At 66.9% G+C, this 22,001-nt stretch carries 23 protein-coding genes and 1 tRNA gene; 9 read left to right on the plus strand and 15 right to left on the minus strand.

Annotation, left to right across the window (positions count from 1 at the left end; all coding sequences use genetic code 11):
* Nucleotides 1–5 precede the first annotated feature (5 nt).
* On the plus strand, nt 6–521 hold the full coding sequence (locus tag ACOQPH_RS14530; protein WP_420622067.1) for a GNAT family N-acetyltransferase: 516 nt from the start codon (nt 6–8) through the stop codon (nt 519–521).
* Between the two features lie 23 nt (nt 522–544).
* On the opposite strand, the gene ACOQPH_RS14535 is transcribed toward ACOQPH_RS14530, so the two are convergent.
* Nucleotides 545–1,459, minus strand: a complete 915-nt coding sequence (locus ACOQPH_RS14535; protein ID WP_420622068.1) for a 1,4-dihydroxy-2-naphthoyl-CoA synthase — start codon at nt 1,457–1,459, stop codon at nt 545–547.
* Nucleotides 1,460–1,574: 115 nt separating this feature from the next.
* Between ACOQPH_RS14535 and ACOQPH_RS14540 the strand changes: the two genes are divergently transcribed.
* On the plus strand, nt 1,575–2,453 hold the full coding sequence (locus ACOQPH_RS14540) for an LLM class F420-dependent oxidoreductase (protein WP_420622069.1): 879 nt from the start codon (nt 1,575–1,577) through the stop codon (nt 2,451–2,453).
* Nucleotides 2,454–2,619: 166 nt separating this feature from the next.
* Here the strand turns inward: ACOQPH_RS14540 and ACOQPH_RS14545 are convergent, their stop codons facing one another.
* From ACOQPH_RS14545 to glnT, 3 genes are read right to left on the minus strand one after another with little or no spacing between them, the layout of a single operon-like run.
* Nucleotides 2,620–3,888 (minus strand): rhodanese-like domain-containing protein, encoded by a 1,269-nt coding sequence (locus ACOQPH_RS14545; RefSeq protein WP_420622070.1) that lies wholly within the window; start codon nt 3,886–3,888, stop codon nt 2,620–2,622.
* Between the two features lie 41 nt (nt 3,889–3,929).
* The gene (locus ACOQPH_RS14550; RefSeq protein ID WP_420622071.1) at nt 3,930–4,562 is read right to left on the minus strand and encodes a cysteine dioxygenase; all 633 of its coding nucleotides are present in this window, start codon (nt 4,560–4,562) and stop codon (nt 3,930–3,932) included.
* An 11-nt stretch (nt 4,563–4,573) separates the two neighbouring features.
* Entirely contained in the window at nt 4,574–5,953 is a 1,380-nt protein-coding gene (gene glnT / locus ACOQPH_RS14555) for a type III glutamate--ammonia ligase (RefSeq protein WP_420622072.1), read from the minus strand.
* 163 nt (nt 5,954–6,116) lie between these two features.
* On the opposite strand from glnT, the gene ACOQPH_RS14560 reads away from it, so the two are divergent.
* From ACOQPH_RS14560 to ACOQPH_RS14570, 3 genes are all read left to right on the plus strand, one after another.
* On the plus strand, nt 6,117–7,016 hold the full coding sequence (locus ACOQPH_RS14560; RefSeq protein WP_419551191.1) for a hypothetical protein: 900 nt from the start codon (nt 6,117–6,119) through the stop codon (nt 7,014–7,016).
* A gap of 13 nt (nt 7,017–7,029) precedes the next feature.
* A complete protein-coding gene (locus ACOQPH_RS14565) occupies nt 7,030–7,764 on the plus strand; it encodes a hypothetical protein (RefSeq protein WP_420622073.1) in 735 nt (244 codons plus the stop codon).
* A gap of 89 nt (nt 7,765–7,853) precedes the next feature.
* Complete coding sequence (locus ACOQPH_RS14570) at nt 7,854–9,152, plus strand: FMN-binding glutamate synthase family protein (RefSeq protein ID WP_420624360.1); 1,299 nt, start codon at nt 7,854–7,856, stop codon at nt 9,150–9,152.
* A 25-nt stretch (nt 9,153–9,177) separates the two neighbouring features.
* On the opposite strand, the gene ACOQPH_RS14575 is transcribed toward ACOQPH_RS14570, so the two are convergent.
* Both ACOQPH_RS14575 and ACOQPH_RS14580 read right to left on the minus strand, forming a co-directional pair.
* Nucleotides 9,178–9,954, minus strand: a complete 777-nt coding sequence (locus ACOQPH_RS14575; protein ID WP_420622074.1) for an enoyl-CoA hydratase-related protein — start codon at nt 9,952–9,954, stop codon at nt 9,178–9,180.
* A gap of 99 nt (nt 9,955–10,053) precedes the next feature.
* A complete protein-coding gene (locus tag ACOQPH_RS14580) occupies nt 10,054–10,671 on the minus strand; it encodes a hypothetical protein (protein WP_420622075.1) in 618 nt (205 codons plus the stop codon).
* A gap of 111 nt (nt 10,672–10,782) precedes the next feature.
* Here ACOQPH_RS14580 and ACOQPH_RS14585 point away from each other — a divergent pair, with 111 nt between their 5' ends.
* Nucleotides 10,783–10,908 (plus strand): hypothetical protein, encoded by a 126-nt coding sequence (locus ACOQPH_RS14585; RefSeq protein ID WP_420622076.1) that lies wholly within the window; start codon nt 10,783–10,785, stop codon nt 10,906–10,908.
* Between the two features lie 48 nt (nt 10,909–10,956).
* Here ACOQPH_RS14585 and ACOQPH_RS14590 read toward each other — a convergent pair whose 3' ends face one another.
* A complete protein-coding gene (locus ACOQPH_RS14590; RefSeq protein ID WP_420622077.1) occupies nt 10,957–11,361 on the minus strand; it encodes a DUF1330 domain-containing protein in 405 nt (134 codons plus the stop codon).
* A 77-nt stretch (nt 11,362–11,438) separates the two neighbouring features.
* Nucleotides 11,439–12,347 carry a phytanoyl-CoA dioxygenase family protein gene (locus tag ACOQPH_RS14595; RefSeq protein ID WP_420622078.1) on the minus strand — a complete coding sequence of 303 codons (909 nt, stop codon included), beginning with the start codon at nt 12,345–12,347 and terminating at the stop codon, nt 11,439–11,441.
* Nucleotides 12,348–12,422: 75 nt separating this feature from the next.
* On the opposite strand from ACOQPH_RS14595, the gene ACOQPH_RS14600 reads away from it, so the two are divergent.
* A complete protein-coding gene (locus ACOQPH_RS14600; protein ID WP_420622079.1) occupies nt 12,423–12,935 on the plus strand; it encodes a MaoC family dehydratase in 513 nt (170 codons plus the stop codon).
* A 68-nt stretch (nt 12,936–13,003) separates the two neighbouring features.
* Nucleotides 13,004–13,780 (plus strand): SDR family NAD(P)-dependent oxidoreductase, encoded by a 777-nt coding sequence (locus ACOQPH_RS14605; protein WP_420622080.1) that lies wholly within the window; start codon nt 13,004–13,006, stop codon nt 13,778–13,780.
* A 7-nt stretch (nt 13,781–13,787) separates the two neighbouring features.
* Here ACOQPH_RS14605 and ACOQPH_RS14610 read toward each other — a convergent pair.
* Nucleotides 13,788–13,872, minus strand: a tRNA-Tyr gene (locus ACOQPH_RS14610).
* A gap of 135 nt (nt 13,873–14,007) precedes the next feature.
* On the opposite strand from ACOQPH_RS14610, the gene ACOQPH_RS14615 reads away from it, so the two are divergent.
* A complete protein-coding gene (locus tag ACOQPH_RS14615; RefSeq protein ID WP_420624361.1) occupies nt 14,008–14,463 on the plus strand; it encodes a YajQ family cyclic di-GMP-binding protein in 456 nt (151 codons plus the stop codon).
* A 61-nt stretch (nt 14,464–14,524) separates the two neighbouring features.
* Here ACOQPH_RS14615 and ACOQPH_RS14620 read toward each other — a convergent pair whose 3' ends face one another.
* The 6 genes from ACOQPH_RS14620 to ACOQPH_RS14645 all read right to left on the minus strand — a co-directional run bounded on the left by ACOQPH_RS14620 (nt 14,525) and on the right by ACOQPH_RS14645 (nt 22,001).
* Nucleotides 14,525–15,379 carry a zinc metalloprotease HtpX gene (locus ACOQPH_RS14620; RefSeq protein ID WP_420622081.1) on the minus strand — a complete coding sequence of 285 codons (855 nt, stop codon included), beginning with the start codon at nt 15,377–15,379 and terminating at the stop codon, nt 14,525–14,527.
* Nucleotides 15,380–15,498: 119 nt separating this feature from the next.
* Nucleotides 15,499–16,602, minus strand: coding sequence for a hypothetical protein (locus ACOQPH_RS14625; RefSeq protein WP_420622082.1), 1,104 nt, complete (start codon nt 16,600–16,602; stop codon nt 15,499–15,501).
* Between the two features lie 38 nt (nt 16,603–16,640).
* Complete coding sequence (locus tag ACOQPH_RS14630; protein ID WP_420622083.1) at nt 16,641–17,144, minus strand: hypothetical protein; 504 nt, start codon at nt 17,142–17,144, stop codon at nt 16,641–16,643.
* A gap of 6 nt (nt 17,145–17,150) precedes the next feature.
* Entirely contained in the window at nt 17,151–19,154 is a 2,004-nt protein-coding gene (acs, locus tag ACOQPH_RS14635) for an acetate--CoA ligase (protein WP_420622084.1), read from the minus strand.
* A 141-nt stretch (nt 19,155–19,295) separates the two neighbouring features.
* Entirely contained in the window at nt 19,296–20,321 is a 1,026-nt protein-coding gene (locus ACOQPH_RS14640) for an SAM-dependent methyltransferase (RefSeq protein ID WP_420622085.1), read from the minus strand.
* A 42-nt stretch (nt 20,322–20,363) separates the two neighbouring features.
* Entirely contained in the window at nt 20,364–22,001 is a 1,638-nt protein-coding gene (locus tag ACOQPH_RS14645; protein ID WP_420622086.1) for an NADH-quinone oxidoreductase subunit N, read from the minus strand.

Below are 22,001 nucleotides of genomic sequence, written 5' to 3' on the forward strand. Positions count from 1 at the left end.
CTGCCATGCGAATCCGGCTGGCCACGATGGCCGATGCCGACGCGATCGCGGAGATCTACAACCGCGAAGTCACCGAGGGCACTGCGACATTCGACATGGTGCCGCGCACTGCTGCCGAGCAGGCGGCCTGGATGCGAGACCATTCGGGTGCCTACCCGTGCATCGTGGCAGTCCCCGAGACAACTGACGACACAACAATTGGCGACACTGTGCTGGGCTGGGCGTGCCTGTCGCCGTACCGGACTCGGCCGGCGTACTTGACCAGCGTCGAGGACTCCATCTACGTCCATCGCGACCACCAGGGACGCGGTGCGGGCGGCCTGCTGCTCGGCAACCTCGTCGCCCTCGCCGACGAGCACGGGTTTCACGCAATCTTCGCCCGCATCGCCGATGCCGGTGCGGCCTCAGTAGCGCTGCACGTCAAGCACGGCTTCGAGCTCATCGGCGTGGAGCGAGAAGTGGGTCGCAAGTTCGGCCGTTGGCTCGATGTGACGCTCATGCAGCGTCTGCGCCCTGCCTAGAGCGCGTTTGGAGCCCAACCCGCTCAGAAGTGCCAGGGGAACTGCTCGAATTCGGGGTCCCGCTTCTCCAGGAAGGCATCACGGCCCTCGGCGGCTTCGTCAGTGCCGTAGGCCAGCCGGGTGGCCTCCCCCGCGAACACTTGCTGGCCGACGAGCCCGTCGTCGATGAGGTTGAACGCGAACTTGGCCATCCGCTGTGCCGTCGGCGAACGGGAGACGATCTCGGCCGCCCACTCCAGCGCCACCGACTCCAGTTCGGCGTGGGGCGCCACCGCATTCACATCGCCCATGTCGAAACGCTCCTGGGCGGAGTACGTGCGACCGAGGAAGAAGATCTCTCGAGCCTTCTTCTGGCCGATCTGGCGGGCCAGGTAGGCCGAGCCGAAGCCGCCGTCGAAGCTGGCGACGTTGGTGTCGGTCTGGCGGAAGCGGGCGTGCTCGGCCGAGGCGATGGTCAGGTCGCAGACGACGTGCAGGCTGTGGCCGCCGCCCGCTGCCCATCCGCTCGCCACGCAGATCACCACCTTGGGCATCATCCGGATGAGGCGCTGGCACTCCAGGATGTGCAGGCGCCCGGTGCGGGCCGGGTCGATGTCTGCAGCAGTCTCGCCGTCGGCATAGCGATACCCGTCCCGGCCACGGATGCGCTGGTCGCCTCCTGAGCAGAACGACCAACCCCCGTCGGCCGACGCCGGACCGTTCCCGGTCAGCAGGATGCAGCCCACATCGGGCGTCATGCGGGCATGGTCGAGCGCCCGGTACAGCTCGTCCACCGTGTGCGGGCGGAAGGCGTTGCGCACGTCTGGCCGGTCGAACGCGATGCGAACTGTCCCGTGTTCCGTGCTGCGGTGGTAGGTGATGTCGGTGAAGTCGAACCCGTCGACTGCCGCCCAGCGCGACGAGTCGAAGGTGTCCGAGACATGAGGCAAGAACGGCATGGGTGCTCCAAGGCCGGTGACGTGCAGGCACGGTATTGGCTCAGACCCGTCCTGAAACAGGACTGCGTGCGAAACTGCGAGCCGCAGCAGCAGCACAGACAAGGGGAACAGCAACATGAAGTTCGGGCTCAGGTACTGCAACACCGGCAAGTTCGCCACCGACACGGCGCTGGCGGCAGAGCTCGTTCAGGCGGGCGAGGCCGCCGGATTCGAATCGGCGTGGACGGTGGAGCACACCGTGATTCCGTCGGGCTACCAGTCGCAGTACCCCTACAGCCCTGACGGCAAGATGGCCGGCGGCGTGGAGGATCTGCTGCTGCCCGATCCGCTGATGTGGATGGCCTACATGGCTGGCGTCACGTCCACCATCAACTTCGCCACCGGCATCCTGATCGTGCCCCAGCACAGCCCGGTCGTGTGCGCCAAGCAGATCGCCACGCTCGACCACATGTCCGGTGGACGCGTCCTGCTGGGCATCGGCGTGGGCTGGATGCGTGAGGAATTCGAAGCCATCGGCGTCGGCGATCACTTCGACGACCGCGGGCGCCGCACCGACGAGTACGTGGCCGCCATGCGGGAGCTGTGGTCAGCCGATCGGCCCACGTTCGGGGGCGAGTTCGTGAACTTCGATGCCGCGTACTGCCGGCCGCAGCCGGTGAACGGCTCGGTGCCGATCATCGTGGGCGGCGATTCGAAAGTTGCTGCGCGACGGGCGGGGCGGCTCGGCGACGGCTACTTCCCCGCCCGCGGTGCGCCCTGGGACCTCATCGACTTGGCCCGCCAGACCGTCGTAGAGCACGAACGGGATCCCGATGCGCTGGAGATCACGGTGTCGGTGCCTGCGGACCTCGACGAGATACCGGAGCTCGCCCGTCGGGGGGTCAGCCGGATTGCGGTGCCGGTGTCACCAATGGCCGGTCTGCAGACCGTGATCGCCACGCCCGACGACGCCAGCTCGTGGGCCGAGACCATCCAGCGCTACGCGGGACTATAAGAGCCGCCGCTGTTTGGGGTAGCTCGAAATAAATCGAAATTCACCAATAGTGCGCAAGAACTACGTTGCGCGATCGGCGGGACGGACCCGGGCTATCTCATAGAGCCGTGCGCCCGGGGCCGTCCCGCTCGCATCGCGCGATGACGCCAGCGTAGACGCGGACGGATCACGAACAGAAACGGAATTCGACCAGGTCGTCGCGGGCGTACTGGTCGGGCAGGGCCACTTCCCAGTCGAGGTAGGCCTGCATGGCGGCTCGGGCCACTTCGGCGTCTTCGGGGTCGTACGGCAGCGGCGGCTGACGTGAGCGGCGCGCTGCTTCAGCGTCGTCATTGCGGCCGGCTACCAACCCTGGCTCGTCCAGCCAATCGGGCTCGAGCACCCAGGCGTCCCAGCCCATCTGGATGAGCCACGAGGCCGACATAGTGGCGCCGATGCCGTCGTGGTCAGCCAATACCACCCGCGCCCCTCGGGTCACCAGGTACTCATCGGTGGCCTGGACGAGTTGGCCGCCCGGTGCGCACAGCGCTCCCGCCAGGTGCCCGGCGGCGTAGTCCCCGGGTGTGCGTACGTCCATGAAGTACGTCGTGCGGTCACTGCCGGCCAGCCAGACCCCCAGCTGGTCGCGGTCAATCGTGCGCACGCCGCACCGTTCGGCCACTGCCCCAGCCGCTGCGAGCGCCTGCTGTCGCCCGCCAACGCCCGGCTCGGGAACCAACTCGTCGCAGCCATGCTCCAGCTGCAGCCCAGCCAGCTCCCATCCCATGGTGCCGTCCTTCAACGCCACGACTCGCTCCAGCCCAGCCGAGCGCAGCGATTGCGCTCCCATGATGCTGCGGGTCCGCCCGGCGCAATTGACAACCACCGTGGTGCCGTCGTCGACCAGTTCGTGGACCCGGCGCACCAATTCGCCGCCCGGGCACGACCGACCGGTCGGAATGCTCATGCGGTTGAACTCCCGGCGGGTGCGCGAATCCACCACCACCAAGTCCCGACCGTCGACCAGCCAGCCCGAGAGCTCCTCAGCGGTCACATGCGGAGTACCGAAGTGTCCTTCGACCAACTCGCCGAACAGCTTCGACGGCACGTTGATGCCCGAGTACAGCTCGCCACCTGCAGCCGCCCAGGCGTCGATGCCGCCGTCGAGCACCGCGGCGTCGGTGTAACCGAGCACGGTGAGCTCCAGCGCCACCGCCGCGGCCTCTCCCCCACCGTCGTCGCACACCACCACCGATGTGCCTGGCCGCCCGATGCGCGCCGCAACTTCGAGCCCCACATGGCTCAGCGGCAGGTTGGCGGCATAGAGCAGGTGCCGGCGGGTGAACTCCGTGGGCTCGCGGGCATCCACCAGCGCCAACTCAGTGCCGTCGCGGCCCAGCAACCCGCGGTGCCGCTCCATCAGCTCAGCCGCCGTCACGGCGCGGACGTCAGCCATCAAACTCTCCTGGTCGGTGATGCGCGGGGCGCAGGTGTCTCTCAGGCAACGGCGGTTGCGGGGTGGCCCGGGCGGGCTTCGACGATGTGGCCGACGTCGTAGTACACGCGCCACTCGCTGTCGTCGGCGTGCCAGAACCTTCGCTCCTTGAGCCGTTCGAGCGCCAGGCCGTAGCAGTGGAAGTTGGTCGACGCGCCCTCGATATGGATCGAGTGCAGATCGTGGCCCAGCATTGCCACGCCGGTGCAGCGTTCGACCATGACCTCACGAACGGCCTGTGGTTCTCCCTCGTCGGCGCACCGGTCGTAGAAGCGGTTCAGCTCCTGGCCTCGCATGCCCACGATCACCGCCCACGTAGTGTGCTCGTGCGGCGGCGCGGCGGTGCCGTCGCGCACGCTTTGCACATACAGCGCCAGCTCGTCGTCGTCGTTCTGTGCGATCCGGTACATGCGGGTGCTGCGCCCCTCGGCCGGCGGCGGGAAGTCCTCGAGCGGGAACAGGTCGTCGCGCTCGGCCAGCTGCAGCAGCCGTTCGCGGATGCGCTCAACCCCGCCACGGTCGATACCGCCGTGCTCACGGCCGTGCGCGTCGATCTTCGCAATGTCCTCCATCGCGTCAGCGACCGCGACAGCGCGCTCGGTGGCCCGTTCTGCCGCCATATCTGGTGCGCTCATGGCTCCCCCTCTTAGAACAACGTGAGGTACTGGTCGACCTCTCCGGCGGTGACCACGCTGTGGTGAGCCAGGAACTCGTCCTTCTTCACCTTCACGAAATAGTCGCGATAGGGACCCTCGGCGGTGTCCCCCAGTCCGGCGCCGATGACGTCACAGGAAGCGAGTTCCTCGGCGGCGTGCAGCAGGGTGGGCGGCAGCACCTCGATCCCCTTGGCTGCCACCTCTTCGGCAGACAGGGCATGCAGGTTGTCGGTGTTCGGATCGCCCGGGTCGATGTCGTTGTCGATGCCGTCGAGTCCGCAGGCCAGGTACGTCGCGAACATCAGGTACGGGTTGGCGGCGCCGTCACCCAGACGTATCTCGATCCGGTCGGGCTCGGGGATGCGGATCATCTGCGTGCGGTTGTTTCCGCCGTACGCCGCGTACGCCGGTGCCCAGGTGGCTCCTGAGGTGGGCGCGCCCACCCCCATGCGCTTGTAGGAGTTAACGATCGGGCAGACCACCGCCACCAGGGAGCGGGCGTGGCGGGTGATCCCGCCCACGAACTTGTAGGCGAGGTCGCTCAGGCCCAGTCCCTTGGTGTCGGGCCCGCCGCCGCTGCCGCCGATGAACAGCGGTTCGTCGGTGTCGGCGGTCCACAGGCTCAGATGGGTATGCAGTCCGTTGCCGGTCTTGTCAGCAAAGGGCTTAGGCATAAACGTGGCGTAGCGGCCATCGCGCTGAGCCAGGGTGTGCACCATCAGCCGGAACAGGATCAGCCGATCGGCAGTGGTGAGCGCGTCGGAGTACAGCCAATTCTGCTCGTACTGGCCGTTGGCGTCCTCGTGGTCGTTGGCGTAGTTGCCCCAGCCCATCACGTCGAGGTTCTTCGACACCGCCACCAGGTGCGGCAGCATCCGGGTGAGGCCCTTGGCGTCGTAACACGGCAGCGTCATGTTGTCGCGTTCGTCGGCCACTGAGATGGAGCCGTCGTCGTTGCGCACCACCAGCGAGTACTCGGCCTCCACGCCGCACTTCAGCACGAGGTTGCGCTCGGCCGCCGCTTCAAGCGCCCGGCGCAGGATCACCCGGGGCGAATATGGCCACAGCTCGCCCTCCACGGTGGGATCGCACTGCATTGCGGCCACGTTCGGCTGCCATGGCAGCTGTGTATACGAGGCCGGATCGGGCAGGGCCAGGATGTCGGGGCTGGAGGGATCCTGGCCCATCGGGCCAGCCGCAAAGCCTGCAAAGCCGGCGCCGTCGCTCATCAAACCGTCCAAGGCGCTGATCGGCACCAGCTTGGCGCACGGTTTTCCGTGCATCTCCACGAACATGGCGTAGATGAACTCCACGCCGTCAGCCTCGGCCCGGCTGCGGATCTCGTCGACTGCGTCAGTGCCGTTGCTCATGGCGTTCCCCCTGTGATCGTGCCCTCACTGTCCGAGCCCTCATCGGCCCGACCTGAGCGCTGTCCCGCCGCCGACAGTACTCAACGGCGTGGCCGAATTTGGCTGGGCGCTACGGTTCGGGGCTGGACTGACGGCGACGAGGACCGTCGGGCGGAGGAGCGCCATGTGCGGCATCGTGGGCCTGTTCTGCAAAACCGAGACCCACCGGCACGAGCTGGGCCGGCTCACGGCAGTGATGCTGCGGGAAATGCGCGACCGCGGCCCCGACAGTGCCGGGTTCGCCGTATACGACCCGGGCACCGACGGTCGCACCCGTGTCACCGTGCTGGCCGAGGGGCGCGAGGTGGACTGGGGCCCGGTTGCGGCCGCGCTGGAAGTGGTGCTGGACGCTGAGGTGACGGTACGGGCGGTGCACGACCACGCCGTGTTCACCACCGGCGGCGATGGCCGCACCGTCCGCCAATGGATCATCGACAACGTGGCGGGCGCGTCGGTGCTGAGCTACGGCGACCAGATCGAGCTGTACAAGGCGGTGGGCGACCCGCACCTGGTGGCTGAGCGTTACGACCTTGCGGGGCGCACCGGCACCCATGCCTTGGCCCACACCCGCATGGCCACCGAATCGGCGGTGACCACCAACGGCTCGCACCCGTTCGTCACCGGCGCAGACACCTGCCTGGTGCACAACGGATCGCTGTCGAACCACAACCGGCTGCGGCGATTCCTGGAGGCCCAGGGCGAATCGTTCCAGACCGAGAACGACTCCGAGGTGGCGGCCGGCTACCTGTCGTGGCGGATGCGCTCGGGCAACACCATTTCCGAGGCACTTGAGGGTGCGCTGGGCGACCTGGACGGCTTCTACACGTTTGCGATTGGCGTGGCCGACGGATTCGCCATCCTGCGCGACCCCATCGCCTGCAAGCCTGCGGTGGTGGCCGAGACGGACGACTGGGTGGCCATGTCGTCGGAGTACCGAGCCATTGCGCGCCTGCCCGGCGCGACCGATGCCGAAATATGGGAGCCGGAGCCGGCCCGCATCTACGCGTGGAGTCTGGCGGCGTGAGGGGCCGAGCGGCATGAGCGGGGCCGCGCGCGTCTTCGATCTCGCCGAGGTGAGCCGGCGAGAACTCAATCAGGCACTGCACAACGCCCCCGACGGAGAGTCCTTCAACATTGTCAATCCCCGCGGCGCCCATGCGGTTGCGTGTGGCATCGCTGCCGCGATCGACGTAGTGGTGCGCGGCTCGGTGGGCTACTACTGCGCTGGCATGCACCAGCGCGGCCGGATCCTGGTGGAGGGCAATGCCAGCACTGGACTGGCCGAGAACATCATGTCCGGGGTGGTGCGCATCACCGGCAACGCCACCATGTCAGCGGGCGCGACGGGCTGCGGTGGCCTCCTGGTTGTGGGGGGCAATGCGGGCGCCCGGTGTGGCATCTCCATGAAGGGCGTCGACATCGTGGTAGGCGGCAACGTCGGCCACATGAGTGCGTTCATGGCCCAAGCCGGGAACCTGGTGGTGTGTGGCGATGCTGCGGCGGACTTGGGCGACTCCATCTACGAGGCGCAGATCTTTGTACGGGGCGACGTAGAGTCGCTGGGCGCGGACTGTGTACCCAAGGAGATGCGGCCCGAACATCTCGACACGCTGGCCCGGCTGCTGGCCGCGGCTGGCGGGGCGACTGATGGGGCTAACGCCGGCGACTTTCGCCGCTACGGCTCGGCCCGGCGCCTTTACAACTTCACCATCGACGACGTGGACGCACTGCAAGCGACCGCCGCAGCCGGCACGGCGACGGCCATCCGATGACTGGGACACCGGCTGGGACACCGAACGGCGGCCCCACACCGACCGGCAACTCGGCGCCTCTCGCCAACACTGACCCTGACTACTGGCACCTGCGCGAGTCGTACACGTTCGACCGCAACGTGATCGCCGAGATCCGTCGGGCTGCCAACACCGGCATCTACCGCATCCGGGGATGGGGGGCCAAGCGCCGCCTGCCCACCCTCGACGACCTCGTGTTCCTCGGGGCGTCGATGTCGCGCTACCCGCTGGAGGGATACCGCGAGGCCTGCGGCACCGATGTGGTGATCGGCGAGGACCGGGCCGAGCGGCCAGTGCACCTGAAGATCCCGGTCACCATCGCCGGCATGAGCTTCGGCTCGCTGTCGGCCCAAGCCAAAGAAGCGCTCGGCCGGGGCGCGTCGGCGGCGGGGACCTCCACCACCACCGGCGACGGCGGCATGACCACCGAGGAGCGCGAGCACTCCTCGGTGCTCGTCTACCAGTACCTGCCGTCTCGCTACGGCATGAACCCCGACCATCTGCGGGTGGCCGATGCCATCGAGGTGGTGGTGGGCCAGGGGGCCAAGCCGGGCGGCGGCGGGATGCTGCTCGGCCAGAAGATCACCGAGCGGGTGGCCGAGATGCGCACGCTGCCCACCGGGATCGACCAGCGCTCGGCGTGCCGCCATCCTGACTGGACCGGTCCCGACGACCTGGAAATCAAGATCGGCGAGCTGCGCGAGATCACCGACTGGAAGGTGCCGATCTACGTGAAGGTGGGTGCCGCACGCCCCTACTACGACACAGCGCTGGCGGTGAAGGCCGGCGCCGACGCCGTGGTGGTCGACGGCATGCAGGGGGGCACCGCCGCGACACAAGACGTGTTCATCGAGCACGTCGGCATCCCGACGGTCGCTGCGATTCCCGAAGCCGTACGGGCCCTGCGCGAGCTCGGCGTTCACCGCCGTGAGGTGAAGCTCATCGCAGCAGGCGGCTTCCGCTCAGGCGCGGATGTGGCGAAGGCACTGGCGCTGGGCGCCGACGCTGCGTCGATCGGCACTGCTGCACTGATCGCCATCGGCGACAACGACCCCGCCTATGAGGCCGAATACCAGGCGCTAGGAACCTCAGCGGGCTTCTGGGAGGACTTCCAAGCCGGCACTGACCCGGCCGGCATCACCACCCAAGACCCTGAGCTGTCGGCCCGGCTCGACCCGGTGCTGGCCGGGCGGCGCCTGGCCAACTACTTGCAGGTGCTCACTATCGAGACGCAGATCCTGGCCCGCGCGAACGGCAAGTCCCACGTCCTGAACCTGGAACCCGAAGACCTCGCTGCGCTCACAGTCGAGGCTGCCGCCATGGCCAAGGTGCCGCTGGCCGGCACGAGCTGGGTGCCTGGAGCCGATTGACTCGGCCCAGGCCTGGGAACATCCGCTAGCGGCCCTGCCACTGGGGTGGGCGCTTCTCGGAGAATGCGCGGGGGCCCTCGATGAAGTCGGCGCTGTTGTTCATCGCTCGCACCGCGTCGTAGCGGCCTTCGTGCGCTGCTCGCACGCTGGCCTCGTTGAGGCCCTGCATCGCAGCTTGCTTGGTCGCGCGGATGGACATCGGCGAGCATTCGAGGATCATCTCGGCCCAGCGACGGGCGCATGCCAACGCCTCGCCTTTGGGGACCACCTCGGCGACGATGCCCAACTCCTTGGCCTCAGCTGCGGGCACGTGACGGCCGGTCAGCATCATGCTCATGGCCCGCTTCAGCCCGATGTGTCGCGGCAGCCGGTGAACTCCACCCGCAAGCGCAGCCAGGCCCACCTTCGGCTCTGGCAACGCCAGCAGCGCGTTCTCCGATGCGACGATGATGTCGCAGGCCAGCGCGATCTCGAAGCCGCCGCCCATCGCTACGCCATTCACGGCTCCGATCACTGGCTTGTCGAGGTCCCAGCGCGACGTCAATCCGCCGAAACCCGACGACGGCATAGCCGAACGATCACCACCCTCGGCCTGGTACCTCAAGTCGTTGCCTGCAGAGAACGCCCGGTCACCCTCGCCGGTCACAATCGCGACCCAGAGATCCGGGTCGTTCTGGAATTCGTCGAACTGGTCCGACATCTCGGCATTGCCCGGCGGGTGCAGTGCATTCATCCGCTCCGGCCGGTTGATCGTCACGACGAACAGGTGCCCGTCGCGTTCCGAATAACAGAATTCACCCATGCCGGGCGAACTTAGTAGTCCCCTCTCGGCTTCGCTCAGCGTTGGCCGGCGCGTTCTCGGCGCGGGTCGGTTTGGTGGCGCTGCGGGGCACCGGCGCAATCAGTCGGCTGGCGAGTAGATGGGGTGGGTGCCGAACTGGTTCTTCGTGACGGGTGTGCCGGTCTCGGCATAGAACGCCGTGCCGCGCACGACCGAGTCGAGATATGACGGCAGCGCTCGCCGGATCATATGCTCGGCATAGTGCTCTCGCTCAGCGGCCGGCACGTCGTCGCGCAGCAGTGCCACGACCTTGATGGTGAACTCGCACCCGGGTGATCCGGCGCTGTCCGCCGACGTCTTACTCTCCGCAGGCTCGGTGATGCGCCAACGGACGAGCGCAGTGCGGGCTTGTGGCGGGCCGAGCACCAAGTCGTAACCGGCGCCGTCGAACCAGTCGAGGAACTCGCGCTGGTAGTGAACGCCGCTGTAGTAGTAGACGTGATCGCGGCTGCGTGCACCGTCCCAGCGCTTCACCTCGTTGCGCTCGCAGAACGGGTGGATGTTGGTGAGGTTGCCGGACTCGCTGATGGCCTCCCAGACGTCGGCAGGCGGGGCCACCACGGCGACGCTGGCGATGATCGGTTCCATCGGCTCGATGCCGCGAGCCCCCAATCGGTCGATCAGCGTCTCGTCGGACGGTGTCAGTGCACTGCTCGTCGCTTCATTCGCATCGTCCATTTCGTCATTCTGGACCCTGTGAGCAACGCGTGCCCGCGGACATGCTGAGCGGCATCGCGCCCGCACTCATTTCGGCCTCATACCCGTGATTACGGGGCCAAGGGGATCGATATGTTCGCCATGAGTGATGGTCTCGGTGAGAACTTCGCCGGCGGCAGCGACGCGGTGCTTCAGGTCGCCGTGACGATGCAGTCCGGCACCATCGGCAGCCACAACAGCGCTCTAGTCAACGCGTAGCAGGCCGCATCGGCTGACAGCCCAGGGTCGGCGGAGCTGCCGTCGCGCTCAGACCCTTGGCAGAAGCTGGGTGGTCTCGATGATGCGGGAATCTTCCAGCGCTGCCGCTCGGATAGGCGCGATGGCCAAGTAGTCAGGGTCGCGGAACATCGCAAGGAACTGGGCGCGCGTGGGATAGCGAACCAGGATGGCAATGTCCCACTGCTCCGAGGTCGGGCCGACCGCCGTGTGCCCGGCACACCCCATCCAGATCGGCTCGCCGCCGAATCGAGGGTGCAGCTCGGCGAAGCGGCGTCCATATTCCCGGTAGGCGGCCTGTCCGGACAGGCCGTCGACGCCATAGCCCGACTCGGCGGTCTCGCGGTAGCGCAGCAGGTTGAGCATCACGACCGGCTCGTCGGGGTCGCCTTCCGCAACGGCGTCAATCTGGGCGGTCGAAGCGTGTTTGTGCACGAGAGCTCCTGTTCAGTTCGTGGAAGGGGTGGAATCCGGCGGCTCGCCGAGCGCCGTTGGACTGACGGCGTGGCCGCTCAGGCCGGGCGGGGCCACACGATCGGGTAGTGGTCGGTCTCCATCGGCGCGCCAGGCACCAATTCGGCATAGTGCAGCGCGTCGGCCGTGCCGATGCGGGGGTCGTAGCGGACGTCGTCGCCGATGTAGCGCGCGGCGTAGCCCCTGCGGGCGCGGCCGGGGTTCGAGTTGCCCCGCGAACCGTGGAGGATCATCGCCCAGAACGCGACGGCGTCACCCGGCTGGAGATCGAACGACACGATGTCGTAGGCGTCGCGGTCAGCCTCGACATCGGGCGCCGGCTCGTAGTCAGGGTTCTGCTTGTAGTCGTGAGCGTTGGTCGGTGCGAAGGTGCGCGGTTGGAACCAACGGTCCCAGGCATGCGAACCCCGCACGTACTCGACCCTGCCGTTCGTGGCGTCCACCTCGTCGAGGGCGATCCAGAACGACATCACCTGGCGTCCCGAGATCGGCCAGTAGGGCTGATCGTTGTGCCACGGCACCGACTGGCTCGCGCCGGGGGCCTTGACGAAGAGCTGGTCGTAGTACATGCGCACCGTCGGCGAGCCGAACATGGCCGACGCGTACTCGCCCAAACGCGAGTGGAGAACGAATTCTTCGAACACCGAACGGAAACGCCACAGGTCCAGCCCACCGAAGAAACCGGTCGACTCATAGGCGTGTGCAGTCGGACTCGGGTTCGCCATCTCCTCGGCGACGCCCTCGCGCAGTCGCTCCACCCATTCGGCGTCGACAACATTGCGGAGTACGACGACACCATCGGCGCGAAACCGCTCGACCGTGTCGTCATCGACGATCGGTTGTGCCGGTCGATCAAGCCCCGGTCGATCAAGCCCCGGTCGATCAAGCCCTGGTTGATCAAGCCTCGGTTGATCAAGCCCCGATCGATCAAGCACTGTGTCGCTCATCGTCGTCCCCTGTCGTCAGCACCAAGTCAACACGATGGGTGCACCGCACTGCCAGACTCATGGCGAGGAGGCGACATGAGCGACGATCAGAGCAGCAGCAGTGGTTCGGGGGCGATCCCCGGACTCCCGCCTCGGCCGCATCGGGGCTGGACCTTTAACGAGCAACCCGTCGGCAAGCGCTGGAGCACAAGCCGCCGAACGATCACCGAAACCGACCTAGTCGTGTACGCCACGCAGTTCGGCTTCGCCGAGGGGCTCTTCTTGGATGCCACCGCCGCCGAGCGTGCCGGCTATGACGGGAGACTTGTGCCGGGCAGCTTGGTGATGTCGCTAGCTGAGGGCTTGATCATCAGTGGCGGCGCCATTGCCGACACCGGAGTGGCCTACTTGGGCGCCACTGTCGAAGTCAAGGGGCCCACGTTCGTCGGTGACACCCTGCAGGTGGTCGCCGAGGTCACCGCGGCCCGACTCACCTCACGGGGCGACCGCGGCATCGTGACCACGCGCAACGAGGTCTTCAACCAGCACGGCAAGCTCGTGATGGTGTATTCCCCCACACGCATGGTCCTCGGCCGTCACGCCGATTAGGCCAACGCGGGTCTGATAGCGGCAGTACGGTCGGCGGGATTCTTGGATCGACGGCAGGGAGCTAATTGATGAGCAGGTTCACGGGTCGGGTGGCGATTGTGACGGGAGCGGCCGGGGGAATCGGGCTGGCGGCTTGTGCCCGGTTTGCCTCGGAGGGAGCGTCGGTGGTTGCGGTGGACCTGGCGTCGGCCGACCTCGACGCCGCGGTGGGGGCCATCGAAGGCGCTGGTGGCACAGCGCTGTCCGTGCCCGCCGACGTCACCAATTCCGCCCAAGTCGCCGGCTACGTCGACGCTGCCCGTGAGGCTTTCGGACGCGTCGACGTCCTGTTTAACAACGCAGGCATCGAGGGCACCTACGCCCCGATGATCGAGTACTCCGAGGAGTCCTTTGACCAGGTCATTGCGGTCAACGTGCGCGGCGTGTGGCTCGGCATCAAGTACGCCGCCCCGGCGATGATCGCAAGCGGCGGCGGGTCCATCGTGAACACGGCATCGGTGGCTGGCCTGCTTGGCTCCCGGGGCATCTCTCCGTACTCGGCGAGCAAGCACGCTGTCGCCGGGCTCACCAAGTCGGCCGCGCTGGAACTGGCGACTTCTGGCGTGCGGGTCAACGCCGTGTGCCCTGCGCCCATTGAGACGCGCATGATGCGGTCGCTGGAGGCTTACATCGGTGGCGACGACGCTGACGACATCCGCAAGAGATTCGCCGAACGCCTGCCCGTGCAGCGTTACGGCGAACCCCACGAAGTCGCTGCGCTGGTGGCGTTCCTGGCTTCCGACGAAGCCAGCTACATCACCGGCAGCCTCTACCCCATCGACGGCGGCTTCACCGCCGGCCGCTGAATCACGCTGGTGGGCCGGGGAGGATTCGAACCTCCGTAGGCGTAGCCGACGGGTTTACAGCCCGCTCCCTTTGTCCGCTCGGGCACCGACCCCAGAGGTGGGCAGGCTACCGGCGCACGCGACACCGTCGGTAAGGCCCAGAGCACCACAAGACCCACGGTCTGCTGCCTGATTCGCGTCGGTAGCTTGCGCTTGTGCCTTCATTCGACGTCGTTTCCAAAGTGGACATGCAGGAGATCCGCAACGCCGTGGATCAGGCTTCCCGCGAGGTCGCCAACCGGTACGACTTCCGCAACACCGGCAGTGCCGTGGAGCTGGGCGAAGGCGCAATCGCCATGCGCTCAAGCACTGAAGATCGGCTTACGGCGATGCGGGTCGTGCTCGAAGAGAAGCTCGTGCGCCGCCAGGTCAGCTTGAAGGCCATCCACTACGGCAACGTCGAGGAGGCCTCCGGTGGGACAGTTCGCCAGGAAGCCGCTCTGCAAGCAGGCATCTCATCGGACCGGGCCCGGGAACTGAACAAGTTCATCAAGGGGCTGGGCATCAAGGGCGTGCAGTCGCAGACCCAAGGCGATCAGCTGCGGGTGATGTCGAAGAAGCGGGACGATCTGCAGGCGGTCATCGCCGAGCTCAAGGCTGGCGATTTCGACGTGCCGCTGCAGTTCGAGAACTTCCGGGACTGACGCCCGAGTTCAGCTCGCCGTCTCAGCTCGCCGTCTCAGCTCGCCGGTCGAGAAAGCCGATTCAGATCGCTTCCTGCCAGGAGCCGTCGCGCAGGCGGCGGATGCGCTCTTCCATCGGCGGGTGCGTGGTGAACAGCCCCTTGAAGCCCATCCGGCGGCTGGCCAGCGGGTTCGCGATGTACATCTGGGCCTGATTTGGGTCGGCCAGGCTGGGGACCATTTTCGAGGCCACGTCCAGCTTCGCAAGCGCTTGCGCGAGTGGCTCCCCGTCGCCGATGAGCCGGGCTGCGGTGCGGTCTGCCTGGTACTCGCGGCTGCGGCTGATGGCCATCTGCAACAGCATGGCGGCGATCGGCGCAAGGATGATGAGCAGAATCTCGCTGAACGCGTTGCGGTCGTTGTCGCGCCCGCCGCCTCCGAATATCAGAGCGAACGACGCCATCCGGGCTGCAAACGTGATCGCAGTGGCCACTGCTGCGGCCACCGAGCCGATCAGGATGTCCCGGTTGCGGATGTGGGCCATTTCGTGGGCCAGCACGCCGCGGATCTCGTACCAGCTGAGGTGGCGGATGAGCCCTTCAGTGACGCACACCGCCGCGTTCTTCGGATTGCGGCCGGTGGCAAAGGCGTTGGGCTGCGGGTCGGGCGAGACGAAGAGCCGGGGCATGGGCAGGCCGGACAGCTCGGTGAGCTCGCGCATGATCGTCCAGTACTCAGGGAGCTGATGCGGCTGGACTTCCTGAGCCCGGGCGGAGCGGATCGCGAGCTTGTCGCTGAACCAGTAGCTGCCGCCCACCATGACCAAAGCGATGATCACGGCGATGGTGAGGCCGCTTTGGCCCCAGAAGCTGCCGATCCACAGAATCAGGCCAGCGAGGCCTGCCAGAAGAACGGTGGTCTTGGCCGTGTTGCGCACTTTGTTCGCTGCCCCTTTTCCGTCGCTCCACAGTAGATGTGCCGGTCGGGATGCAGGCTAATGACGACCAGCTTCGCGGTGGTCACGAGCAACAGTGCCGGAGCCGCTGTGGGTGATCGTCAGTTCTTGGCTTCGACGAGGCGCCAGTCGTCCGAGCCCGGGGCGTAGCGGTCCCGGAACTCGGGGTCATAGTCGGCTGCGAGTTCGCTGGCGCACCCTATCGCAGCCCGGTAGGCGTCAATGAGAGCGTCCTCGGCGTCGTAGTCGAACGGGTCTTGCAGGCGCATCTCGGTGATGCTGCCTCGTTCGATGGGGTTGTCGCGCAGGTACTGGGCCGTCACGCCGATCGCTTCGACGGCAGGCACGAGGTCGCGGTACCCGAAGTCGCTGATGAGCAGATCGGGGCCAGTCATCTGGTGAAGCGAGTGCTCGCCGCCCAGGAAGGGACGTACGGGAGTGGCGAGTTCTTCGGGCAGGTTCACGATGTCGAGTTCGACATCGAGCGCGGCGGCGATGATCTCGACCGTCTGACGAGCCGTGAGGACGTGCTCGTCGCTGATGTTGTACGCCTTGCCGGCAGCCACCTCGGGACGGTCCACGGCCAGGGTGAGCGCATGCCCGGCGTTCGGGCCGTAGGCGGCGGTGCGCAGGGTGAGACCGCCATCGGCGATGATGACCCGCCTGCGACCATCGATGATGCGCCGAACAATCAGCCACTCGCGAGGGTTGATCTGGCCCGGTCCGTAGATGAGTGGGTAGCGGAAGATGGTGGCGCTGGGGTGATGGTCGAAGACGATGTCCTCGGTGGCGACGATCTTGGCCACTTTGTCGTTGGAATCGTCGACGGCGCGCTCGGCTGTCTCACGGATCGGCACGAGCATGCCGGGCGGCCAGTTGAGCTTGGGGCGGGCGAAGCCCTTGTAGGCCGGCACTCCTCCGACGGCAATGAACTGCCCACAGCGACCGGCGAAGAATGGCACCAAGTCGCGCAGCCGCCCGTACATCGCATAGACGACATCGAACGTGGCACCGTCGAGTGCTGCTTCGACCTCGGCGGCGCGGAATGGGTTCGTGTGGATGTGCTCCACGCTCGGCGGGATCGTGTCCACCTCGTGGCGCCCGGTGTGCAGGATCTTCGTCTCGTATCCGCGTTCGATCAGGCCATTGACGACGCCGGGACCCGTCGGCCCCGTGCCTCCGATCACCAACGCCGTAGATGCCATCGGCTCATGCTGTCAGGTCCGAGGCCGTCGTACCCGGGTCAGTGGGGGTGGTAGCCGCTGTCGATGTAGAGGGTCGGCAGATCAAGGTCGCGGTACATGCGCACGTTGCGCATGTCGTCGTCAATGGCAAGGCGGGGGGTGAAGCCTTGTTCCTGCAACGCAAGGGTTTGATCGCTCTTGAACATGGGCGACGGCCGGAAATCGCCCATGGGCCGCATGATGAGCAGGTCCCAGCGGAGCCCGTGCTTCACCAGCCAGGTGAGGGTGGCGTCGGACACCCACGTCGGCCGTGACGTGAGCGCCACCACCACCAGGTCGGGGGACAGCAGCACCAGCAACTCGGCCACCTCTTCGAGGACATCGTCGTCGCCCACGTCGGCGAAGAACGAGTCCCAGTCGCGCCAGGGGCCGTCCAGGTGATGCTGGCGGTGGGCAGCGTCTGCAAGCACGCCGTCGATGTCGACGATGACGCAGTCGCCGGGCGGCACCGGCCCGGCCCGCCACCACCAGTACGACGGCCAGTCGCCGTCGGAGGAAGCCAAGCTGGCTCAGTCTTCGCTCGGGGCGTCAGCGGCGCGGGCGCGGATTTCGTCCACCACGCCCGCGTCGGCCAGTGTGGTGGTGTCACCGAGCTGGCGTCCCTCGGCCACGTCGCGCAGCAGACGCCTCATGATCTTGCCCGAGCGGGTCTTGGGCAAGTCCGGCACCAGCACCACCGCCTTAGGCCTGGCAATGGCCCCCAGCTTGGTGGAGACGTGCTGGCGCACCTCTTCCCGCAGCTCATCGCTGGCGTCGTGGCCGCCGCGCAGGATGACGTAGCCCACGATGGCCTGGCCGGTGGTGGCGTCGGTCGCGCCGACCACGGCGGCCTCGGCAACCGACGGATGGTCGACCAGCGCCGATTCCACCTCGGTGGTCGAGATCCGGTGGCCAGAGACGTTCATCACGTCGTCGACACGCCCGAGCAGCCACAGGTAGCCGTCATCGTCGATCTTGGCGCCGTCCCCGGCGAAGTAGCGGCCCTCATACGCGCTCCAGTAGGTCTCGCGGTAGCGCTCGGGGTCGCCCCAGATGCCACGCAGCATCGACGGCCACGGCTCGGTGATGGTCAGGTAGCCGCCGCCGCGCTCCACGACATTGCCGGCATCGTCCACCAGCTCCACCGAGATGCCGGGCAGCGCATGAGTGGCTGAACCGGGTTTGGTGGTGGTGACGCCCGGCAGCGGGGTGATCATGTGACCACCCGTCTCGGTCTGCCACCAGGTGTCCACGATCGGGCAGGTGCCCCCGCCGATGTGGGTGTGGTACCACATCCAAGCCTCGGGATTGATCGGCTCGCCGACCGTGCCGAGCACCCGCAGGCTGGACAGGTCGTGCCGCTCGACCTCTGCTGAGCCCCACTTCATGAACGTGCGGATGGCTGTCGGCGCTGTGTACAGCTGGGTCACCCCGTAGCGCTCGATGATGTCCCACAGCCGGTCCTTCGGCCAGGCTGCCCGGTCGTCGTCGCGGAACTCCGGGCGCGGCGTGTCCGGCGTGCCCTCGTACATGACCGACGACGCACCGTTGGCGAGTGGTCCGTAGACGATGTAGCTGTGGCCAGTCACCCAGCCGATGTCGGCTGCACACCAGAACACGTCGGCGTCGGGCTTGAGGTCGAACACGTAGCGATGCGTAAATGCCACCTGAGTGAGATAGCCCCCGGTGGTGTGCATGATGCCCTTCGGCTTGGCCGTGGTGCCCGAGGTGTACAGCAGGTACAGAAGATCCTCTGAGTCCATGTGCTCGGGCGGGCATTCGTCCCCCGCACCGGCCATCAGGTCGTGGTACCAGTGGTCGACGTCGCCGTTCCATGACACGTCCTGGCCGGTGCGCTGCACGACGACCACGTTCTCGATGGAGTTCGTCGCGGCCACCGAGGCGTCGGCAGTGTCCTTTAGTCCGAATGGCTCGCCGCGGCGGTAGCCGCCGTCGGCGGTGATGAGCAGCTTCGCCGAGGCGTCGTCGATCCGGTCCGACAGCGAGTCGGCCGAGAACCCGCCGAATACCACCGAGTGGGCCGCACCGATGCGGGCACACGCCAGCATCGCCACCGGCAGCTCGGGGATCATCGGCATGTAGATGCACACGCGATCGCCGCGCTCGACACCGAGGCTCTTCAACACATTGGCGAACTTGCACACCTCGTCGAGCAGGTCGGCGTAGGTGATGGTGCGTGTATCCCCTGGCTCGCCCTCCCACCAGTAGGCCACCTTGTCGCCGCGGCCGGCGGTGACGTGACGGTCCAGGCAGTTGTACGAGACGTTCAGCGTGCCGCCGATGAACCACTTAGCGAAGGGCAGATCCCACTCGAGCACGGTGTCAAAATCGCGGAACCAAGTGACGTGCTCGCGTGCCTGTCGCGCCCAGAACGCCAGCCGGTCAGCGGCTGCCTCGTCGTACAGCGATTGGTCTGCCACAAGCGCAGCGGATCGGAACTCCCCGGCGGGCTCGAAGACGCGGTCCTCGACGTAGTAGTCCTCGATCGTCGCTTGAGTAGTTGCGTCAGCCATCGGTACCCCTGTCTCGTCGTGCTGCAACCGAATGACCCGGATCGGCAACGCCCGGGCTGCGCAGCCAGATTCGCAGAGTAGTTGCCGCCCGCCAAGCGGCCCACAGCGAGACGCAACGCATGAGAGATATCCCAAATCTGGTCAGCCGGTGCGCCACTCAGCAACCCAGAAGGCGCCGAAGCGATCGGGATCGGTCAGCGCCGATGCCTCGTCAAGCAGGGCCCTCGCAGCAAGGGCTTCGGCTGTGGGGGCCGTCCGGCTGCGTTCCCACAGTGCCCGTGCCCCGGCGGTCAGCGTGGCGATGCCGGCTGCGCTGAGCCAGTCGGCCTGGGAGCTCAATGCGGCACCGGGCGGCAATTGATCGAAGGCCACCTCGCAGGTGATGTCTGCAGTGCCGGGCTCGCGCAGCGGGTCGTGCCCTCGGCGTTGGGAGCGGTAGGTCCGCAGCCAGTCGCCCGATTGCCGCGCTGCCAGTTCGACAGTCCTGCGCACCCCGTAGTCGAAGATCAACACGCGACCGCGGCTCAGCAGGCCCAGCGCACGTCGCATCCAAACAGCTGCCCGCAGCTGCAATGGGATTCGTGCGCCGACGCCCGCTTCGGGAGCCAGTGCAGCGGCCATGTTGACGGCGTCCGCCCCGGCGGCAACAAGCACCTCGACGGCAGCAGACTCGCTGCGCTGCACGTGCACTTCCTGCCACCCGTCGTGGGACCGTTCGAGCAGGCGGAACGGCAGATTGTCGAGCAGCTCGTTAGCAAGCACCACACCCACCAGCGGACCCGACGGAAGATCTGGCACCGCCGCTACCGGCTGCTCGACATCCTGGGCGCCGACCCGCGCCTCAGCCTCGGAACGCTGAGAGCCCACGCGCTCGACCATCACGTAGCGCAGCGCTTCACGGCACTCGCCAAGATGGGCGAGCACATTGCTGCACAGCATCCCGCGGCCGGCACCTCCCTCGACCACGACGAATGGGTCGGGGCGATCCAGCTCATGCCACGTGCGGTCCAAGTATCCAGCCAGGCACCGAGCAAACAGCGATCCCAGTTCCACCGAGGTGGTGAAATCGCCGTCGCGCGCTCCGGGATGACCCCCTCGCACGTAGAAGCCCGAATCGCCATACAGCGCTTCGTCCATGTACGCGTCGAAGCGCTGAGCCCCAGCCATCGACATCAGTCTGTACAGCGGAGCACAACGCTCCGCCAGCGCTCAGCCGCCGAAGTCGAACGTTGCGACATCGCCGAAGTGACTGACCAACCCGGGGAAGATCCCGAGCGCCAGCGTGGCGATCGCGGTGATGGCAAGTGCCGCCGCCAGGGCCCCAGTCATCGGTATCGGTCCTGGGGGGAACCTCACCATCGTGGCCGGGCGAGTCTCGACGGCAACAAGGCCACCCTCGTCGGCACCTGTCTCGGCTGGCAACTCGACAGCCAGCTCGTCATCGGTGTCGTCACGCGTGTCCACGCCGAGTTCCACCATTTCGGGCACCGGCTGAATCCACATCTGCACCAGCACCCGGGCGTAGTAGCCGAAGGCAATCACTGCGTTCACGGCCACGATCGCGGCGAGCACCCAGCCCGCAGGTGTGCTCGCATCAGCCAGTGCCCGGAACACGACGAACTTGGCGAACCATCCGCCTGCCGGCGGGATGCCGGCAAGTGCCGCCAGGAACAGGGTCATGAGCACCGCCATGCCAGGCGCATAGCTGAACAGTCCGGCGTAGCTGTCGATCGCGCCAGAGCGGGTGCGACGAGACACCGCCAGCACCACGCTGAACGCCCCCAGGTTCATGAAGGCGTAGATGATGAGGTAGACGATCACGGCCTCGCGGGCGCTCGCCAGGGTGCCCGCGGTGCTCTCTTCGTAGGCAACCGCAAACGGCACAAGCATGAAGCCGCCCTGTGCCACACCCGAGTACGCCAGCATCCGCACGATGTTGGTTTGGCGCAGCGCAATCAGGTTGCCCACCGTCATCGTCACCACAGCCAGTGCCCAGAAGAACGGCTGGACGACATCGGCAGCGCCCTCGAACGCCACGAACACCAGCCCGAGCAGCGCCACCATGCCCGCCGCCTTGGATGCCACCGACAAGAACGCCGTCACCGGCGTCGGAGCACCCTCATAGGTGTCGGGCGCCCACGTGTGGAAGGGCACGGCCGACACCTTGAACGCGAAGCCGATCAGCACGAACAGGATCGCCACGATGACGATCGGGCTCGAGCCCTCGCCCTTCAGCGCTTCTGCAATCGTCCCGAAGTCGGTGTCGCCGGCCACGCCGAACAGCAGCGACATTCCGTAGAGCATCACCGCCGAGGCGAAGACCCCCATCAGGTAGTACTTCAAGCCGGCCTCGTTGGAGCGCGGGCCGCCCTTGCGCCACGCCGCCAGCATGTACGCGGGGATCGACAGCAGCTCCAGCGCAACGAACACGCTCACCAAGTCGCGCGAGCTGGCCATCATCACCATGCCCAGCAGTGACGTCAGCAGCAGCGTGTAGTACTCGTTCTCGTAGTAGTCGCCGTCACGCACGTAGTCGACTGACATCAGCACCACGATGTAGCCGACCACGATGAACAGCGCTTTGACCACAAGCGAGAAGTCGTCGACAACGTAGGCCCCGCCGAACATGGACCGCTCGGCACCGTCGGCCGCGAGGGTCAGGATCGGTATCAGCGTGACCAGCAGGCCGATGCCGGTCAGCGTCGGCATGATGCGCTTCGCCCGGTCGTCGAACGCAATGTCGGCGACCGTGACGAGCGTGCCGACACCAAGCAGGGTCAGCTCGGGTGCGAGCGCGTGCCAGTCAAGTGTCGGCCGTACAAACGCGAGCATCGCCCCGAGGTCCAT

It is taken from the genome of Candidatus Poriferisodalis sp. (genome assembly GCF_965221945.1).
Taxonomy (GTDB): domain Bacteria; phylum Actinomycetota; class Acidimicrobiia; order Acidimicrobiales; family Poriferisodalaceae; genus Poriferisodalis.

Coding starts and splice junctions, on each gene's coding strand:
- ACOQPH_RS14530 (WP_420622067.1), top strand. CDS start 6: ATGCGAATCCGGCTGGCCACGATGGCCGATGCCGACGCGATCGCGGAG.
- ACOQPH_RS14535 (WP_420622068.1), bottom strand. CDS start 1,459: ATGCCGTTCTTGCCTCATGTCTCGGACACCTTCGACTCGTCGCGCTGG.
- ACOQPH_RS14540 (WP_420622069.1), top strand. CDS start 1,575: ATGAAGTTCGGGCTCAGGTACTGCAACACCGGCAAGTTCGCCACCGAC.
- ACOQPH_RS14545 (WP_420622070.1), bottom strand. CDS start 3,888: ATGGCTGACGTCCGCGCCGTGACGGCGGCTGAGCTGATGGAGCGGCAC.
- ACOQPH_RS14550 (WP_420622071.1), bottom strand. CDS start 4,562: ATGAGCGCACCAGATATGGCGGCAGAACGGGCCACCGAGCGCGCTGTC.
- glnT (WP_420622072.1), bottom strand. CDS start 5,953: ATGAGCAACGGCACTGACGCAGTCGACGAGATCCGCAGCCGGGCCGAG.
- ACOQPH_RS14560 (WP_419551191.1), top strand. CDS start 6,117: ATGTGCGGCATCGTGGGCCTGTTCTGCAAAACCGAGACCCACCGGCAC.
- ACOQPH_RS14565 (WP_420622073.1), top strand. CDS start 7,030: ATGAGCGGGGCCGCGCGCGTCTTCGATCTCGCCGAGGTGAGCCGGCGA.
- ACOQPH_RS14575 (WP_420622074.1), bottom strand. CDS start 9,954: ATGGGTGAATTCTGTTATTCGGAACGCGACGGGCACCTGTTCGTCGTG.
- ACOQPH_RS14580 (WP_420622075.1), bottom strand. CDS start 10,671: ATGGACGATGCGAATGAAGCGACGAGCAGTGCACTGACACCGTCCGAC.
- ACOQPH_RS14585 (WP_420622076.1), top strand. CDS start 10,783: ATGTTCGCCATGAGTGATGGTCTCGGTGAGAACTTCGCCGGCGGCAGC.
- ACOQPH_RS14595 (WP_420622078.1), bottom strand. CDS start 12,347: ATGAGCGACACAGTGCTTGATCGATCGGGGCTTGATCAACCGAGGCTT.
- ACOQPH_RS14600 (WP_420622079.1), top strand. CDS start 12,423: ATGAGCGACGATCAGAGCAGCAGCAGTGGTTCGGGGGCGATCCCCGGA.
- ACOQPH_RS14605 (WP_420622080.1), top strand. CDS start 13,004: ATGAGCAGGTTCACGGGTCGGGTGGCGATTGTGACGGGAGCGGCCGGG.
- ACOQPH_RS14615 (WP_420624361.1), top strand. CDS start 14,008: ATGCAGGAGATCCGCAACGCCGTGGATCAGGCTTCCCGCGAGGTCGCC.
- ACOQPH_RS14625 (WP_420622082.1), bottom strand. CDS start 16,602: ATGGCATCTACGGCGTTGGTGATCGGAGGCACGGGGCCGACGGGTCCC.
- acs (WP_420622084.1), bottom strand. CDS start 19,154: ATGGCTGACGCAACTACTCAAGCGACGATCGAGGACTACTACGTCGAG.
- ACOQPH_RS14640 (WP_420622085.1), bottom strand. CDS start 20,321: ATGGCTGGGGCTCAGCGCTTCGACGCGTACATGGACGAAGCGCTGTAT.
- ACOQPH_RS14645 (WP_420622086.1), bottom strand. CDS start 22,001: ATGGACCTCGGGGCGATGCTCGCGTTTGTACGGCCGACACTTGACTGG.